This window comes from Stenotrophomonas sp. NPDC077461 (genome assembly GCF_049545475.1).
Lineage (GTDB): Bacteria > Pseudomonadota > Gammaproteobacteria > Xanthomonadales > Xanthomonadaceae > Stenotrophomonas > Stenotrophomonas nematodicola.
Window position 1 is genome coordinate 13,954 of sequence record NZ_JBMWDO010000001.1, and the last position, 16,175, is coordinate 30,128.

Below are 16,175 nucleotides of genomic sequence, written 5' to 3' on the forward strand. Positions count from 1 at the left end.
CAGCCTGTTCCTGATCGCCCACTTCCACAACGTCATCATCGGCGGCGTGGTGTTCGGCATGTTCGCTGGCATCACCTACTGGTGGCCGAAGATGTTCGGCTTCCGTCTCAATGAAACCTGGGGCAAGCGCGCGTTCTGGTGCTGGTTCATCGGCTTCTATGTGGCGTTCATGCCGCTGTACATCCTGGGCTTCATGGGCATGACCCGCCGCATGCAGAGCTACCCGAACATGGAGTACCAGCCGCTGCTGATCATCGCCATGTTTGGTGCCTTCATCATCGGTGCCGGCATCCTGTGCCAGGTCATCCAGATCGCCGTGTCGATCCGCGACCGCAAGAAGACCGCCGACCTGACCGGCGACCCGTGGGATGCCCGTACGCTGGAGTGGGAAACCTCTTCGCCGCCGTCGTTCTACAACTTCGGCTCGCTGCCGCGCGTCAACGAATTGGACGAGTTCTGGGAGCGCAAGCAGCGTGGTGAGGCGTGGGAACGCCCGGCCAAGTACACCGACATCCACATGCCGCGCAACACCGGCACCGGTGTGGTGATCGGCGCCTTCAGCCTGGTGTTCGGCTTTGCGATGATCTGGCACATCTGGTGGCTGGCCATCGTGGGCATGATCGGCATGATCGGCACCTTCATCTGGCGCACCTTCGACAAGGACGTGGATTACTACGTGCCGGCCGCCGAAGTGGAGCGGATCGAGAATGAGCACCGTCGCCACCTGGTGGCGCAGGGCCTGGTGAAATCGGAGCTGAAGGCATGAGCAGCACTATCCCCAACACCATGAACCACGGGCACGCCGCGCATGCGGCGGCCCACGGCCATGATGACCACGAGCACCACGACACCGGCGGCAATACCGTCTTCGGTTTCTGGGTGTACCTGATGAGCGACTGCCTCATCTTCGCCACGCTGTTTGCCACCTACATCGTGCTGTCCGGCGGTACCAACGGCGGCCCGGGTCCGAAGGACCTGTTCGAACTGTCGTTCGTGGCGTGGGAAACCACGCTGCTGCTGGTGTCCTCGCTGACGTTCGGTCTGGGCATGATTGCCATGCACAAGCACAAGGTCGGCCAGATGTACCTGTGGCTGGCCATCACCTGGCTGCTGGGCTTCGGCTTCATGGTCATGGAAGTGTGGGAGTTCAACCACCTGATCCATCAGGGCTACGGTCCGGACCACAGTGCGTTCCTGTCGGCGTTCTTCGCGCTGGTCGGTACCCACGGTCTGCACGTGAGCGCGGGCCTGCTGTGGCTGCTGATCATGTTCATCCAGATCAAGCAGAACGGCCTGACCCCGACCAACAAGACCCGCATGGCGTGCCTGAGCCTGTTCTGGCACTTCCTGGATCTGATCTGGATCGGCGTGTTCTCCGTCGTCTATCTGAATGGAGCGCTGTAATGTCCGCACATGACAATCACGCACACGACCACGGCCACAGCGCCGGCGGTGAGAGCCACGGCAGCGTCAAGTCGTACCTGATCGGTTTCCTGCTGGCTGCAGTGCTGACCATCATCCCGTTCTGGGCCGTCATGCACGGCGACCTGCCGCGTCTGACCACCGGCATCATCATCGTGATCACCGCGGTGCTGCAGATTCTGGTGCACCTGGTGTTCTTCCTGCACCTGGACCGCTCCTCCGAACAGCGCTGGAACGTCAGCGCGGCGGCCTTCACCGTCGTGGTGATCGGCATCATCGTCGCCGGTTCGCTGTGGGTCATGCACAACATGAACGTGCATATGATGCATTGAGGTCTTCGGACCCCGGCATGCAGAAAGGCCGCCTCCGGGCGGCCTTTCTGTTTGTTGGGTGAGGGGGCGGTGCCGGTGCCGGAGCGAAGGGCAGCCGACCAACGGTCGGCTCTACCCCGGGTGTCGCATACGCCGAGGGAGGCCGGTGGCGGCTGTAGGTGCCGACCGCCGGTCGCCACAGCCCCTCACGCGGCGCGCGCCAACCGCAGGAACTCCTCGGCACCCACGGGTTTGCCGAGGTGGTAGCCCTGCAGCAGATCGCAGCCGAGATCGCTCAGGTACTGGCGCTGGCCGTCGGTTTCCACGCCTTCGGCGACGATCCGCAGCTGCAGCGAGCGGCCGAGGGCGATGATCGAGGAGACGATCGCCGCGTCTTCGGCGTTTTCTTCCAGGTCATGCACGAACGCCCGGTCGATCTTCAGCTCGGTGGCTGGCATGCGCTTGAGGTACAGCAGGCTGGAATAGCCGGTGCCGAAGTCGTCGATGGAAATGTTCACGCCCATTGCGGTCAGCCCGTGGAGGATCTGCAGGCTGGCCTCGACGTCCTTCATCGCTGTGGTTTCGGTCACTTCCAGGGTCAGCCAGCGCGGCGCCAGCGCATGGCGCTCCAGCGTGCCGCGCACGGTCTCGAGCAGGGTGCTGGAGCCAAACTGCAGGGGCGAGAGATTGACCGCCATCGACCAGTCCGCGTGGCCCGCGTCGTGCCATTGGCGCAGCTGCGCGCAGGCGCGGTCCAGCACCCAGTCGCCGATCTGCAGGATCAGCCCGCTGCGCTCGGCCAACGGAATGAAGGCATCCGGTGACAGCAGCCCCAGCTCCGGATGCTGCCAGCGCACCAGTGCCTCCGCACCGGTCAGGGCCTGGCCGTTGGCCGGGAACTTGGGCTGGTAGTGCAGCACCAGTTCGTTGCGGATCACGGCCTTGCGCAGCTCCTGCAGCAGCTTGAGCTGGCGGTTGGCGCTGACGTTGAGCGACTGCGTAAAGAACGTATAGCCGTTACGGCCGGATTCCTTGGTGTGGTACATGGCGGCATCGGCATGCGCCATCAGGTCGCGTTCGCTGGTGGCATCGGCCGGGTACAGCGCGATGCCCAGGCTGGCGCTGACCTGCAGCTCCAGCGCGTCGATCACGAAGGGTTCGGCGATGGTGGCGATGATGCGCTCGGCCACCACGGCGGCATCTTCCGGCGCGTCGACCTGGAACACGATGACAAACTCGTCGCCGCCCAGACGCGCGAAGGTGTCCTGGGCGCGCAGCAGCGCGGCCACGCGCTGGCTCATCTGGATCAGCAGCTTGTCGCCGAGTTGGTGGCCGTAGGCGTCATTGATGGTCTTGAAACCGTCCAGATCGCAGAACATCACCGCGAAGGTGAACTGGCGCCGACGCGCCTTCTCGATCGCCTGCTCGATACGGTCCTGCAGCAGCATCCGGTTCGGCAACTGGGTCAGCGGGTCATGCAGGGCAGCCTGGATCAGCTTTTCGTTGGCCTGCGCCAGCGAGTCCGCGAGCAGGCCGGTGCGGGTGCGCATCTGGCGATCAAACACGGACGCGATCAGGGCAATACCCAGTGTGGCCAGTGTGGTGACGATCACCAGCACCGCCAGCCATTTGCTGTCGATGCCCTCGCCATAGGCCGCGCCGCAGATGCTGCCGGGCGGGAAGCTGGCGGCCGCCATGCCGGTGTAGTGCATGCCCACGATCGCCAGGCCCATCACCAGCGAGGCGGCGCCGCGCAGCAGGAACGGGCGGCGCTGTTCGCCGCGCAGGCGGAAGGCGATCCACAATGCCGCGCCGGAGGCCGCGATGGCGATCACGATGGAGGCGGTGAACCAGAGGGGATCGTAGGTGATGCCTGGCTGCATCTGCAGTGCCGCCATGCCCAGGTAGTGCATCGCCGCGATGCCCAGGCCCATCAGAACCGCGCCGGCGCCCAGGCGCGCCCAGGGCAGGTGCGGGCGGGAGACCAGCCACAGCGCATAGGCCGAGGCGCCGACCGAGACGGCCAGCGAGTACAGGGTGATCGCCAGGTCGTAGCCGACCGGAATCGGCAGGTCGAAGGCGAGCATGCCGATGAAGTGCATCGACCAGATGCCCAGGCCCATCGCGACGGCGCCGCCGGCCAGCCACCAGCGTGCCACGCGCCCCTGCGTGCTGGCCAGACGGCCGGCCATGTCCAGCGCCGTGTAGGAGGCGAGGATGGCGACCAGCAGCGAGAACACGACAAGACTCTGGCTGTAGGTGCCGGACATGAAAGAAAACCTGGGGAGCGGAGGGGGTGCAGGAGTGCGCCGGGGTATCGGCACCGGCGCCGGATTCTTTAGGTCCGTGCGCGCCGCGTCTCGGATGCTGCGACGCGGCTCGGCTATCCTGACCGCCTGACGATGAAGTGGAAGTGGACATGGCCAAGAGGCTCACCGCCTACGTCTGCAGCGAATGCGGCGCGGAATACAGCAAGTGGCAGGGCCAGTGCACCGAATGCGGGGTCTGGAACGTGCTTGGCGAGGTGGTGCTGGAAAGCGCCGCCGCCGCCAAGTCGCCGGCGGCGCGACGCTCGGGCTGGGCCGGCAAGGTCGATGCCCCGCAGATCATGGCGCTCAAGGATGTGCAGCAGACCGAACACCTGCGGGTGAGCACCGGTATCGGCGAGTTCGACCGCGTGCTCGGCGGTGGTCTGGTGGAGGGCGCGGTGGTACTGGTCGGCGGCGATCCGGGCATCGGCAAATCCACCCTGCTGCTGCAGGCCGTGGCGAAGATGGCCGCGTCCTTGCCGGTGCTGTACATCACCGGTGAGGAGTCGCTGTCGCAGGTAGCCGGACGGGCGGTGCGTCTGGATCTGCCGCTGGACGGGGTCAATGCGCTGGCCGAGACCGGGATCGAGGCGATCCTCAGACATGCCAGCGTAGCCAAGCCGAAGCTGATGGTTGCCGACTCGGTGCAGACGCTGTGGACCGAATCGCTGACCGCCGCACCTGGCTCGGTCAGCCAGGTGCGCGAAAGCGCGGCCCGGCTGGTCAGATTTGCCAAGGAAACCGGCACCGCGGTGTTCCTGGTCGGGCACGTGACCAAGGAGGGCGGCATTGCCGGCCCGCGCGTGCTCGAGCACATGGTCGATGCGGTGCTGTATTTCGAAGGCGAGAGCGGCAGCCGCTTCCGCCTGCTGCGCGCGTTCAAGAACCGCTTTGGTGCGGTCAACGAACTGGGCGTGTTCGCGATGGGCGAGAAAGGGCTGAAGGAAGTCTCCAATCCCTCGGCGATCTTCCTGTCCGGTGGCAGTACGCGCCAGCCCGGCAGCTGCGTCATGGTCACCCGCGAGGGCACCCGGCCGTTGCTGGTGGAAGTGCAGGCGCTGGTCGACGCCTCGCCACTGTCCAACCCGCGCCGGGTGGCGGTGGGCCTGGAGCAGAACCGGCTGGCCATGTTGCTGGCCGTGCTGCACCGTCACGGCGGCGTCCTGGTCGGCGAACAGGACGTGTTCGTCAATGTGGTCGGCGGCATCCGCGTACAGGAGACCGCGGTCGACCTGCCGGTGCTGCTGGCGGTGTTGTCCTCGCTGCAGGACCGCCCGCTGGCCGAAAAGACCATCGCGTTCGGCGAGGTGGGTCTGTCCGGCGAGATCCGCCCGGTGCCCAATGGCGAAGACCGGCTGCGCGAGGCCGCCACGCATGGCTTCAAGCGCGCCATCGTGCCCAAAGCCAATGCGCCCAAGGCCGGAAGCGTGAAGGGCATGGAGGTGATCGCGGTGGAGCGGCTGTCCGAGGCCATCGACGCGATCTGAACGGGCTGTTTCCGACGCCCGCGCCGCGCAGGCAATGCGTGGCCGGGCTGTGCTAGGTTTCCTTTCCCGAAATCCTCGTTCCAGCGCGCATCCCGGCCGGGGTGCGCCCGCCAGAGAAAACGATTACATGCAAGAGACTCCCCTGGATGTACAGGGCGCCAGCGAGATCCGTCGCGCCGGTGTCGACCTCAACGGATTGATGACTGTCCTTGGCAAGCATCTGTATTCCACCCCGGTGGTGGCACTGCGCGAACTGGTGCAGAACGCGCACGATTCACTGGTGCGGCGGCGCCTGGAGCAGGCCGACTGGCAGGACCCGGGCCGGATTGAAGTGCATGGCGATGCCGTCAACGGCATCGTGCGCATCATCGATACCGGTGCCGGCCTGACCCAGCAGGAAATCCACGATTACCTGGCCACGGTCGGCGTGGGCTACACCCGTGGCCTGCGCCAGGCGGGTGAAGACGACGAGGGGCTGATCGGCATGTTCGGGCTGGGCTTCCTGTCCGCGTTCGTGCTGGCACGCCGGGTCACTGTGCGCACCACCTCCTACCAGCAGCCGACGCTGGGCCACTGCTACGTGTCCAGCAATGCCGAGCAGTACACGGTGTCACCGATGCCGGCCCGTGCGGTGGGGACCGAGGTGATCCTCGAGCTGCACAGCAGCTACGTGCATCTGGCGCAGGAGCAGAACCTGCGCGACATCCTCGGCCGGTACTGCGCGTTGCTGGGGGAGCCGATCCACATTGGCCAGGATGCGCGCGCGATCAATCCCGAGCCGCCGCCGTGGCGACCACAGGCCGGTGTGGTCATGCACCCGCTGCAGGCGCAGCGCCGTGGCCTGGAGTTTGCCGCGCACTTCGAACGCAGCTTCGAGCCGATCGCCTGCATGCCGTTGCGCGCCGATGGCGGCAGCGATGCGGTGGGCCTGCTCTGGGTACAGGACGGTGCCACTTACGGCACCAGTGACAACCGCAATCTCTCGGTGTTCGTGCGCGGCATGCTGCTCGACGACGACGCACGCGATCTGCTGCCACCGTGGGCCGGTTTCATCGGCGGGGTGATCGAATCGAGCCGGTTGACGCCCACCGCCAGCCGCGAAGATCTGCAGCGCGATGAAACCTACAGCGCCGTGCAGCATGCGCTGGGAGAGGCCCTGATCGATGGGCTGGTGGAGATCGCACGCCAGCAGCCCGAAGCATGGCGACGCATTCTGGTGCGGCACAACGAAGCGCTGCTCGGGGCGTCGCTTTGCGACGACCGCCTGTTCCAGCTGCTGCTCGAACACGTGCGCGTGCCCAGTTCGCAGGGCGACATCAAGGCCAGCGAACTGCCGTCGCGCGGTGCGGTCCACGTGATCCTGGACAGCGGCGGCGGGTTCGAGGAAATGCTGTTCCGTGCGATGGGCGTGCCGGTGGCGCATGGCAACCGTTACGCGGTGGTGCCGTTCCTTCGCCGCTGGACCCAGGCCAAGGGCATGCGCCTGGTGGAGCTGGGCACCGAGCAGGGCAACCGCGCGCTGTTCCGCACCGATACGCTGCCCGATGCCGAAATGGACTGGCTGCAGACCCATCTGGGTGACGGCGAGCAGTTGCTGCCGGCGCATTTCAGCCCGTCTGAACTGCCGGTGGTGGTGGTGCCCGATCGCGAGGCCGAGCTGAAACGCCGTCTGGAGGACGACGAGAACGACAAGCGCGTGTCGATGGCCGCGCTGCGGCTGGCGCGACAGTTCACTGCCCGGATCGTGGCGCGCGCCCCGTCGCGCCTGTACCTCAACCTGGACAACCCCGCTGTGCAGGCGCTGCTGGCGGCGATGCGCGCCGGCAACCCGCAGGCCGCGTCCGCTGCACGCCTGCTGCGCTCGCTGAAGGTGATCGTCAGCGCGCAGGGCCGCGCACAGGACGGCGGCGCGGCCAGCACCGATCTCAACCGCGCGTTCGGCGACATCGCCGATGCCCTGCAGCAGATGCTGCAGGCGCGCTGACCCTCCCTTTCTTCAACGTTACGCACCACAGGACGGCACGACCGCATGGATATCTGGAATTGGGTTGAAAAACTGCAGGACGATCTCGGCGAAGCCGGGCAGGCGCAGAGCGCGCAGCTGCTGACGCGCTTGACCGATGAGGTCTGCGAACTGCGCATGGACCGCGTGGATGCCCTGCTGCCCGAAGCGCGTGCGCTGGGCAAAACGCTGGGCAATCCGTGGCTGGAGGTGTTTGTCGGCCACTGGGACATGCGCAACCGTGTCGGCAACCGACTGGAAGGCGAGTCGGCGCTGGGCGACGCCGTGGCGCTGTTCGAACGCGCCCACCGTGCCGATACGGTGGAGTGCCCGCAGTCGATCTGCGTGACCCAGGACCTGGCGGCCTGTTACGGCAACATCGATGGCCCCGGCTGGGTGCCCGAGCGCATCGAGGTCTGCGAGGAAACGCTGGCGCGGATCAATCCGAGCTGGGCGTGCTTCCAGTGCCTGAGCTGCGAGAAGGCCGATGCACTGCTCGATGACGGCAACAGCCAGGGCGCGCTGGATTATCTGGATGTGCAGGCCGGTACCGTGCTGGCGCACGGCGGCAAGGTATACGACAGCTTTCCGGAGATGCGCATCAAGATCCTGCTCGCCAGCGGCCGCGCGGCCGAGGCGCTGGCGTTGATCGATGTGCGACAGGCCGAAGTGGACGCCGAAGGTGACTACGAGCCTGCCAACTGCACTGTTCCGCGCAAGCTGTCGCGCGCGTGGGCACTGGCGCAGCTGGGCCGCGACGAGGAGGCGCTGGCATCGCTGGTACCGTTCAACCAGCTGTCGCCCAATTACCGTCGCATGTGGGCGCACACCGTGGCGCTGCTGGTGCGCAATGCGCCCGAGCGCAACAGTTGGGATCTGGGGCGCCGCCTCAACGCGACCCTGGCGCATTACGCCGAGGTCGGTGCACATCGCTTCGTGATCGAAATCGCCGGGCTGTGCGTGGACATGGCGCTGCAGCGCGGTGCGGTGTGGACCGCGCGCCGTCACCTGGCACTGGCCCGCCAGCACGTGGGCCAACTGCGCCAGAACCGCGGCGCCAGCGATGCGATCGCCGCGATGGCCGCACGGATCGATGCCGCTCCCAGCACCGCCGCGTTGCCTGTTCCTGCCGAAGGCCTGCTTGACTGGCTGGTTGAACAGGGCGAGCAGGGCGATGGGCGTGATCCGGAGCGCGAGGCGCAATGGCTGCTGCAGGGCGTGGAGCAGCGTCCCGACGACGCAGCCATGCTGGATGTCGCCGCCTCGGCGCTGAACGCCTGTGGTGCGGAGGAAGAGGCCATCGCGTTGCTGTGGGCGTTTGTCGAGCGCCACCCGCATGAGGATGCCGCCCCGGCGTACTCGCTCCTGCGCCTGCTGGTGCAGCGTGGCGACCAGGCCGGGCTGGACCGCCTGATGCAGCATTACCAGGCGCAGGTGCCGGTGTTCGCACTGTGGTGCCAGGCGCAGATGGCACACAAGCTGTCCGACTGGGCCACGCTGGAGCAGGCGTGCAGCGCGCTGCTGGCGCTGTCGCCGCAGTCGCATGGTGCGCGCAACCTGCTGGGCGTGGCCTTGATGGCGATGCAGCGCTTCCAGGATGCCGCCGTGCAGTACCGCCACCTCACCGAGGTGCTGGAGGAACCGCGCAGCGCGCATTGGGATCACATGACCGCCGCCAGTGCCGCCCGCGATTGGGCGGCCGTGCGTGGCTCGGCAGCGGCCATCGGCATGGAGCTGGACAGCACCGACGGCCCGGTCGAGGAATCCTTCGGCTGGGTGATCATCCGCTGCACCGACGGTGGCGAGCCGATCGAATACTATGCGCGCCGCACCGGCCCGGTCACCGCGCGGATTGTCGAGAACGCGCCGGCCAACCGCCGCCAGCGCGTGGACGACTGGGTGGTGTTCGACGCCGAGCTGGTGCATCCGGCGCCGGAGGACGAGCAGGAGCGCGAGCGCTTCATGCCCACCTATGCCGAGGTCCATCTGCTTGAAAGTGGTGGCTATGCGGGCAGCTGGCTGGTGGATGGCGTGCATCCGGGCGAAGACGCGTGGAGTGCCTTCGCCGAGGCGGTCGAGGCCCGTGGCTGGAAGCTGTGGACGCACAGTCCGGACGACTACCAGCTCACCGATGCCGAAGGCGACGATGTGCCACTGCCGGGCGTGCTGTTCACCGTCGCGCAGCCGCAGGAACAGCCGCCGCTGGACCTGCACCGGTTCCTGCTCGACGCGACCGCGCAGTGGCCGCACCAGCTGTGCTGGCTGCGCCTGGCCGAAGCCTGCGACCAGGACGCGCAGCGCCACCTGGACGTGATCGAGCGTTACGGTCTGTGATGGCCGGGCCGGGCGCGCCAACGGGGCGCCCGGCCCATCGACAGGGAAGGAGACGAGGTATGCGGATGCCACAGTGGACGCGGGTGTGTGGTGGCCTGGCAGTGGCGCTGCTCTGCGCGCCGACAGCGCAGGCCGGGCAGGCGTGCGACGACCCGGTGGTGGTGGCGCGCCGATTCCAGCAGGCCAGCATGGACGGCCTGCTGGCGACGCCGGCGGAGGTGCTGACGCCCGCGCTGGGCAGGTTGTTCGCCGAGGAGCGCGACTGCCAGGAGCGCGAGCAGGGCATCTGCCATCTGGACAGCGATCCGTGGCTGGACGGCCAGGATGGCGAGATCGACGCGCCGTTCGCGTTCGCGCGCGTGGCGGGCAGCGCCGCCGACGTCGCCACGGTGGAGGTGCGTTATGCGGTATGGGGTGAGCCGTACCGCGTCCTGCTGTCGCTACGCCAGCGCGGCGATGGGTGCTGGGGCGTGGACGACATGACCACCCAGCGCGGCAGCCGCCTGCGCGATCAACTGACCGAACCGCTGTAGGCGACTAGCGCGCGTGGCCGAACACCAGTTCGATCACGAACTGGCTGCCGAAGAACGCCAGCAGCAGCAGGCCCATCGCGGTCAGGGTCCAGTGCACAGCCTTGGCGCCGCGCCAGCCATAGCGGCGGCGGCCGATCAGCAGCGTGCCGAACACGATCCACGACAGGATGCTGAGCACGGTCTTGTGCACCAGCTTCTGCGCCAGCAGATCGTCGACGAACAGCACGCCGGTGACCAGGGTCAGGGTGAGCAGGGCGAATCCGACGGTGATCACCCGGAACAGCAGCGCTTCCAGGTCGGCCAGCGGCGGCAGCGCACGCAGCCAGGGCCGGAAGTCGCGCCGGCGCAGGGCGCGTTCCTGCAGCCACAGCATGATCGCCAGCAGCGCGGCCACGCTCAGCGTGGCGTAGGCCAGCAGCGCCATCCAGGCATGGGTGGCGAGCTGCCAGCCCAGCGGGCGGCTCGGCTCATGGCCGTAGCCGTGGTAGATGCACAGCACCGCCGCGGCCATCGGGAACACCAGCACGCCCAGTGCGGCCATCCGGCCCCGGGCGGCCACCAGCGAGGTCAGCCAGGCCATGCCCAGCCCGACCAGCGACAGCGCCGCGAAGAAGTGCATGTCCGGTCCGCCGCTGGTGCGCATGGCCACCAGAACGTGGTAACTGCCATGCAGCAGCATCGCCGGCAGGGCCGGCCACAACCAGGCCGGCGAGCGCGGGCCGTCATCGCGGCTCACCGCGCGCACCAGCAGGCCGGTCGCGGTCAGGTAGAGCAGGGTGGCGATGAGAACGATTGTCATCGTGTCAGTTTCGCATACCCCCTGGATGCTGGCGATGCCTGCGGCGACAGGCCGCAGCGGCGATCCGGCGGCCGCAGCGGACCCGCTATACTGTCGGTCTCTTTGTCTTTCGTTCTGAACAGGTTGCCTCCATGTTCGAGTCCCTGACCCAGCGCCTCTCCGGCACCATCGAGCGGCTGCGCGGCCGCGGTCGCCTCACCGAGGAAAACATCCGCGAGGCCACCCGCGAAGTCCGCATCGCCCTGCTCGAGGCCGACGTCGCGCTGCCGGTCGTACAGGCCCTGATCGAGCGCATCAAGGTGCGCGCGGTCGGCCAGGAAGTGCTCAAGTCGCTGACCCCGGGCCAGGCCCTGATCAAGGTGGTGCGCGACGAGCTCACCACGGTGATGGGTTCGGCCGCCTCCGACCTCAACCTCAACGTGCCGGCCCCGGCGATCATCCTGATGGCCGGCCTGCAGGGCGCGGGCAAGACCACCACGGTGGGCAAGCTTGCCAAGCACCTGAAGGAAAAGCGCAAGAAGAAGGTGATGGTGGTGTCGGCCGACGTCTACCGTCCGGCCGCGATCGAGCAGCTCAAGACCCTGGCCGACCAGGTCGGCGTGCTGTTCTTCCCGTCCACCGCCGACCAGAAGCCGGAGGCCATCGTCCGTGCCGCCATCGACGATGCGCGCAAGTCCTTCGTGGACGTGCTGCTGGTCGATACCGCCGGTCGCCTGGCCATCGACGACGCGATGATGGCCGAGATCAAGGCCCTGCACGCAGCGGTCAACCCGGCTGAAACGCTGTTCGTGGTCGATGCCATGACCGGCCAGGACGCGGCCAACACCGCCAAGGCCTTCGGCGAAGCGCTGCCGCTGACCGGCGTGGTGCTGACCAAAACCGATGGCGATGCCCGCGGCGGTGCCGCGCTGAGCGTGCGCTACATCACCGGCAAGCCGATCAAGTTCGTCGGCGTCAGCGAAAAGCCCGACGGCCTGGACGTGTTCCACCCCGATCGTCTGGCCAGCCGCATCCTGGACATGGGCGATGTGCTGTCGCTGGTGGAACAGGTCGAGCAGCAGGTCGACAAGGACAAGGCGGCCAAGCTGGCCGAGAAGGTCGCCAAGGGCAAGAAGTTCGACCTCAACGACATGCGCGACCAGCTCGAGCAGATGCAGAACATGGGCGGCATCGGCGGGCTGATGGACAAGCTGCCGGGCCTGGGCCAGATCCCCGAGCACCTCAAGCAGCAGGTCAGCCAGGGCAAGGAAGTGCCGCGCATGATCGCCATCATCAACTCGATGACCAAGAAGGAACGGCGCAATCCGGGCCTGCTCAACGGCTCGCGCCGCGCCCGCATCGCCCGCGGTTCCGGCCTGACCCCGGCCGACGTCAACAAGCTCATGAAGCAGTTCCAGCAGATGGAAAAGATGATGAGCAAGATGGCCGGCGGCGGCATGAAGGGCATGATGCGCAGCATGAAGGGGATGATGGGCGCGATGGGCGGCCGCGGCGGCCTGCCGTTCCGCTGAGTGCCCTGTGCGCGGCCGGCCTTCGGGCCCCGCGCCGCCTCTGCTTCTACGAAATGGCCGCACGCGTCACCCGCGTGCGCTTTTGCCTCTTGCCAGCGTCTGGGCCGGGGTGCTTGACTAGCCCGCTGTTGGATCACTCAAAGGAATGCCCGTGAACAAGTCGATCGTGGTGGTGGCGCTGGTCCTGGCGCTGACCGCCTGCAAGGACGACACGTCGATGTCGCAGAAGGCAGGCAGTGCGATCAGCGGCACCGCCGCCGATTTCGTCGCCGGCCTGGGTGAGGGCGTGGACAAGCGCATGAGCGTGACGCTGCAGACCGACCCGGGTCTGGCCACACGCGGCCTGACCGTGACCCAGGGCAAGAGCCGTGGCATGGGCTCCAAGGACGCAGCGGTGTACGTGGTGGCCGACAAGCCGTTCAAGGGCAGGCTGGTGGCGCGCGCGCTGGATGCCGATGGCACCGAGATCGGCCGGGCCGTGGTCGACGAAGAATTCGCCGCCGACGACGCGCGCTATGTGACCTTCACGTTCAACGAAGAAATGGACAGTCAGCTGGTCCGCACCTACGCGGTGTCGGCGCGCTGACTCCTGCCGGCGTGCATGCCGGGCAGGGCGGTGCGGCGTATGCTGGCCGGGTCTGACCCTACAGGTGCGCCGCGCGTGAGTCTTTCGCCGATCCTCGAACGCGCCGACAGTTTCTGTCGGCGTTTTGCCTTGCAGGCGCCGATCCTGCTCGCCCCGATGGCCGGCGCCTGCCCGGTGCCGTTGTCGGCGGCGCTGGCCACGGCCGGCAGCATGGGCGCGATGGGCGCGGTGCTGTCCCAGCCGCAGGACATCGTGGCGTGGATGGACGACTTCCGCGCTCGGTCCAGCGGGCCTGCGCAGGTCAACGTCTGGATTCCCGATCCGCTGCCGGCGCGCGATGCGGACGGCGAGGCGGCGACCCGGGCGTTTCTGTCGCAATGGGGCCCGGAGGTGCCGGCCAGTGCCGGTGACGCCAGCCCGGCCGATATCGATGCCCAGTTCGACGCGCTGATCCAGGCGCGGCCGGCGGTTGCCTCCACCATCATGGGGGTGTTCTCCGCCGCCCAGGTGCAGCGGCTGAAGGACGTGGGCATTGCCTGGTTCGCCTGTGCGACGACGCTGGCCGAGGCGCTGGCGGCGCAGGCCGCCGGTGCCGATGCGGTGGTCGCGCAGGGATGTGAAGCCGGTGGCCATCGCGGTGCGTTCGATCCCGCTGCGGCCGAACGCCAGCAGGTGGGACTGTTCGCGCTGCTGCCGCGGCTGGTTGACCACCTGCAGGTGCCGGTGATCGCGGCCGGCGGCATCGCCGATGGCCGGGGCGTTGCCGCCGCGCTGATGCTGGGCGCCAGCGCGGTCCAGGTAGGCACCGCCTTCCTGCGCACGCCCGAATGCGCGCTCGATCCGGCCTGGTCGCAGGCGCTGGCCGCCGCCGAACCGGAAGACACCTGGCCGACGCGCGCCTTCAGCGGCCGCCTCGGCCGGGGTCTGGCCACTGCCTATGTTCGCGCGGCGGCGGCCCCCGGCGCGCCCCCGCCGCGGCCATATCCGGTGCAGCGCGGCCTCACCGCGCCGATGCGCGCGCAGGCCAGCCGGGAGCACCGCCTCGACGCGATGCAGGCCTGGGCCGGGCAGTCGGCGTGGATGGCGCCGGCCCGCCCCGCAGCCGAGGTGCTCACGCAGATGTGGGCGCAGGCCCGGGCGCTGCTGGCATGAAGCTGTACTGCAACGGCCTGTCTGCCAGTGCCGACGACCTGGCCGGCGCACTGACCAATTACGGCCATTTCACCTCGCTGCAGGTACGCGACGGGGCCGTACAGGGGCTGGACCTGCACCTGCAGCGGCTGCAGCAGGGGACGCAGGAACTGTTCGCCAGCACGCTCGATACCGCCCAGGTCCAGGCCTGGATGTGGCACGCGCTGCACGCTGCGGGCGTGCGCGATGCATCGCTGCGGGTGACGGTGTATTCGCACTGCTTCGATTTCCGTCAGCCGCTGCAGGCGGTACCGGTGGACGTGCTGATCGCGGTTGCCGCGCCGGTGACGCTGCCGGCGGCCTCGCGCTGTCTGCGCACGGTGCGCTACCAGCGCGACCTGCCGCACCTCAAGCACGTGGGCACGTTTCCACTGTTCGAGCATCGCCGTGCGGCCCTGCAGGCCGGAGCCGACGATGCACTGTTCGTCGGCGACGGGGGTGTCATCAGCGAGGGCACCACCTGGAACATCGGCCTGTCCGCCGGCGACACCCTGGTGTGGCCGCAGGCGCCGGCGTTGCGCGGCACCCATGAGCGCCTGCTGCAGGCGGGATGGAACGGGGACCAGCAGCGCCGGCCGGTCGAGCTGGCGGCGCTGCCCGGGTTCAGCGGCGCGTTCGCCTGCAACTCGGTCGGGGTCTGGCCGATTTCACGGATCGATGGGCGGGTGCTGCCGGACTCCGAGGCGCTGTGCGCGCGGGCGCGGGCCGTCCTGGCGGCGGTGCCGTGGCAGCCGTTGGGCGGGTAACCGCCGGGTAAAGGGGCTGTTCAGCTTTTCCGGCCGGGGCAGGCTTGGAATGGCCCGGGTGCGCCGCTATAATCGCCGGCTTACCGCGCCATCCTGGCGACTGGGCAATTGAGGAAGCAACATCATGGTCAAGATTCGACTGACCCGCGGCGGCGCCAAGAAGCGTCCGTTCTACCACATCATCGTGACCGACTCGCGCAGCGCCCGTGACGGCCGCAACATCGAGCGCGTCGGCTACTACAACCCGGTGGCCCAGGGTGCGGAATCCCGCATCGTGCTGGACCTGCCGCTGGTCGACAAGTGGGTCGCCAACGGCGCCCAGATGACCGACAAGGTCCGCAACCTGTACAAGGAAGCGACCAAGGCCCAGGCCTCCGCGGCCTGATCCTGAAGGGCCGCGCCTGCCGCGGCCCATCGGTCTATTCAGATGAAAGATACCGAGCGCCGCATCCTGCTGGGCAGGATTGTCGGCGCTTTTGGTGTGCGAGGCGAGATCAAGCTCGAGTCCTGGACCGAGCCGCGTACCGCCATCTTCAACTATCAACCCTGGATCCTGCGGTCGCCCGCCGGCCAGGAACGCACCCTGACCGGGGCGCGCGGACGTCAGTCCGGCAAGCATCTGGTCGCGGTGTTCCCCGATGTCACCGATCGCGATGTGGTCGAGTCGATGTACGGGACCGAAGTCTATGTGCCGCGCAGCGCGCTGCCGCCCCCGAAGGCCGACGAGTATTACTGGGTCGATCTGGAAGGGCTGCAGGTGCGCACCGTCGAGGGCGTCGAGCTGGGCCGGGTCTCGCACCTGTTCTCGACCGGCTCCAACGATGTGGTGGTGGTGCAGGGCGACCGTGAGCGGATGATTCCGTTCGTGCAGCCGGACTTCGTGGTGTCGGTGGATTTCGAGGCCAATCTGGTCATCGTCGACTGGGATCCGGAGTTCTGACGCC

General features: G+C 67.8%; 15 protein-coding genes. 13 read left to right on the forward strand and 2 right to left on the reverse strand.

Annotation, left to right across the window (positions count from 1 at the left end; genetic code table 11):
* The 3 genes from ACPEH8_RS00065 to cyoD form a co-directional block, all read left to right on the forward strand.
* Positions 1–766: cbb3-type cytochrome c oxidase subunit I (locus ACPEH8_RS00065; protein WP_423665683.1), on the forward strand; the 766-nt coding region annotated here is incomplete at its 5' end.
* Positions 763–1,404, forward strand: coding sequence for a cytochrome o ubiquinol oxidase subunit III (cyoC, locus tag ACPEH8_RS00070; RefSeq protein WP_037590942.1), 642 nt, complete (start codon positions 763–765; stop codon positions 1,402–1,404). The genes ACPEH8_RS00065 and cyoC, both read left to right, overlap by 4 nt.
* On the forward strand, positions 1,404–1,754 hold the full coding sequence (gene cyoD, locus ACPEH8_RS00075) for a cytochrome o ubiquinol oxidase subunit IV (protein ID WP_017355328.1): 351 nt from the start codon (positions 1,404–1,406) through the stop codon (positions 1,752–1,754). Before cyoC ends, cyoD begins: the two co-directional genes overlap by 1 nt.
* Before the next feature lie 185 nt (positions 1,755–1,939).
* Here cyoD and ACPEH8_RS00080 read toward each other — a convergent pair whose 3' ends face one another.
* Positions 1,940–4,003, reverse strand: coding sequence for a putative bifunctional diguanylate cyclase/phosphodiesterase (locus ACPEH8_RS00080; protein ID WP_017355329.1), 2,064 nt, complete (start codon positions 4,001–4,003; stop codon positions 1,940–1,942).
* A 149-nt stretch (positions 4,004–4,152) separates the two neighbouring features.
* Here ACPEH8_RS00080 and radA point away from each other — a divergent pair, with 149 nt between their 5' ends.
* The 4 genes from radA (at position 4,153) to ACPEH8_RS00100 (ending at position 10,398) form a co-directional block, all read left to right on the forward strand.
* Positions 4,153–5,529: a DNA repair protein RadA gene (radA, locus tag ACPEH8_RS00085; protein ID WP_423665685.1), complete on the forward strand. Its 1,377-nt coding sequence runs from the start codon at positions 4,153–4,155 to the stop codon at positions 5,527–5,529.
* A gap of 127 nt (positions 5,530–5,656) precedes the next feature.
* Positions 5,657–7,513, forward strand: coding sequence for an ATP-binding protein (locus ACPEH8_RS00090; RefSeq protein WP_017355331.1), 1,857 nt, complete (start codon positions 5,657–5,659; stop codon positions 7,511–7,513).
* Positions 7,514–7,558: 45 nt separating this feature from the next.
* A complete protein-coding gene (locus tag ACPEH8_RS00095; RefSeq protein WP_423665687.1) occupies positions 7,559–9,865 on the forward strand; it encodes a hypothetical protein in 2,307 nt (768 codons plus the stop codon).
* Positions 9,866–9,924: 59 nt separating this feature from the next.
* Positions 9,925–10,398 (forward strand): hypothetical protein, encoded by a 474-nt coding sequence (locus tag ACPEH8_RS00100; RefSeq protein ID WP_229296449.1) that lies wholly within the window; start codon positions 9,925–9,927, stop codon positions 10,396–10,398.
* A 4-nt stretch (positions 10,399–10,402) separates the two neighbouring features.
* Here ACPEH8_RS00100 and ACPEH8_RS00105 read toward each other — a convergent pair whose 3' ends face one another.
* Entirely contained in the window at positions 10,403–11,197 is a 795-nt protein-coding gene (locus ACPEH8_RS00105) for a cytochrome C assembly family protein (protein ID WP_017355334.1), read from the reverse strand.
* A 131-nt stretch (positions 11,198–11,328) separates the two neighbouring features.
* Between ACPEH8_RS00105 and ffh the strand changes: the two genes are divergently transcribed.
* The 6 genes from ffh to rimM all read left to right on the forward strand — a co-directional run bounded on the left by ffh (position 11,329) and on the right by rimM (position 16,171).
* The gene (gene ffh, locus ACPEH8_RS00110) at positions 11,329–12,708 is read left to right on the forward strand and encodes a signal recognition particle protein (RefSeq protein ID WP_017355335.1); all 1,380 of its coding nucleotides are present in this window, start codon (positions 11,329–11,331) and stop codon (positions 12,706–12,708) included.
* A gap of 151 nt (positions 12,709–12,859) precedes the next feature.
* Positions 12,860–13,294, forward strand: coding sequence for a hypothetical protein (locus tag ACPEH8_RS00115; RefSeq protein ID WP_423665689.1), 435 nt, complete (start codon positions 12,860–12,862; stop codon positions 13,292–13,294).
* 75 nt (positions 13,295–13,369) lie between these two features.
* Entirely contained in the window at positions 13,370–14,446 is a 1,077-nt protein-coding gene (locus ACPEH8_RS00120) for an NAD(P)H-dependent flavin oxidoreductase (RefSeq protein WP_166472756.1), read from the forward strand.
* Positions 14,443–15,231: an aminotransferase class IV family protein gene (locus ACPEH8_RS00125; protein ID WP_017356069.1), complete on the forward strand. Its 789-nt coding sequence runs from the start codon at positions 14,443–14,445 to the stop codon at positions 15,229–15,231. Before ACPEH8_RS00120 ends, ACPEH8_RS00125 begins: the two co-directional genes overlap by 4 nt.
* A 124-nt stretch (positions 15,232–15,355) precedes the next feature.
* Positions 15,356–15,616, forward strand: coding sequence for a 30S ribosomal protein S16 (gene rpsP / locus ACPEH8_RS00130; protein WP_017356068.1), 261 nt, complete (start codon positions 15,356–15,358; stop codon positions 15,614–15,616).
* A 42-nt stretch (positions 15,617–15,658) separates the two neighbouring features.
* Positions 15,659–16,171, forward strand: coding sequence for a ribosome maturation factor RimM (gene rimM, locus ACPEH8_RS00135; protein WP_017356067.1), 513 nt, complete (start codon positions 15,659–15,661; stop codon positions 16,169–16,171).
* The last annotated feature ends 4 nt before the right edge of the window (positions 16,172–16,175 follow it).

Coding starts and splice junctions, on each gene's coding strand:
- cyoC (WP_037590942.1), top strand. CDS start 763: ATGAGCAGCACTATCCCCAACACCATGAACCACGGGCACGCCGCGCAT.
- cyoD (WP_017355328.1), top strand. CDS start 1,404: ATGTCCGCACATGACAATCACGCACACGACCACGGCCACAGCGCCGGC.
- ACPEH8_RS00080 (WP_017355329.1), bottom strand. CDS start 4,003: ATGTCCGGCACCTACAGCCAGAGTCTTGTCGTGTTCTCGCTGCTGGTC.
- radA (WP_423665685.1), top strand. CDS start 4,153: ATGGCCAAGAGGCTCACCGCCTACGTCTGCAGCGAATGCGGCGCGGAA.
- ACPEH8_RS00090 (WP_017355331.1), top strand. CDS start 5,657: ATGCAAGAGACTCCCCTGGATGTACAGGGCGCCAGCGAGATCCGTCGC.
- ACPEH8_RS00095 (WP_423665687.1), top strand. CDS start 7,559: ATGGATATCTGGAATTGGGTTGAAAAACTGCAGGACGATCTCGGCGAA.
- ACPEH8_RS00100 (WP_229296449.1), top strand. CDS start 9,925: ATGCGGATGCCACAGTGGACGCGGGTGTGTGGTGGCCTGGCAGTGGCG.
- ACPEH8_RS00105 (WP_017355334.1), bottom strand. CDS start 11,197: ATGACAATCGTTCTCATCGCCACCCTGCTCTACCTGACCGCGACCGGC.
- ffh (WP_017355335.1), top strand. CDS start 11,329: ATGTTCGAGTCCCTGACCCAGCGCCTCTCCGGCACCATCGAGCGGCTG.
- ACPEH8_RS00125 (WP_017356069.1), top strand. CDS start 14,443: ATGAAGCTGTACTGCAACGGCCTGTCTGCCAGTGCCGACGACCTGGCC.
- rpsP (WP_017356068.1), top strand. CDS start 15,356: ATGGTCAAGATTCGACTGACCCGCGGCGGCGCCAAGAAGCGTCCGTTC.
- rimM (WP_017356067.1), top strand. CDS start 15,659: ATGAAAGATACCGAGCGCCGCATCCTGCTGGGCAGGATTGTCGGCGCT.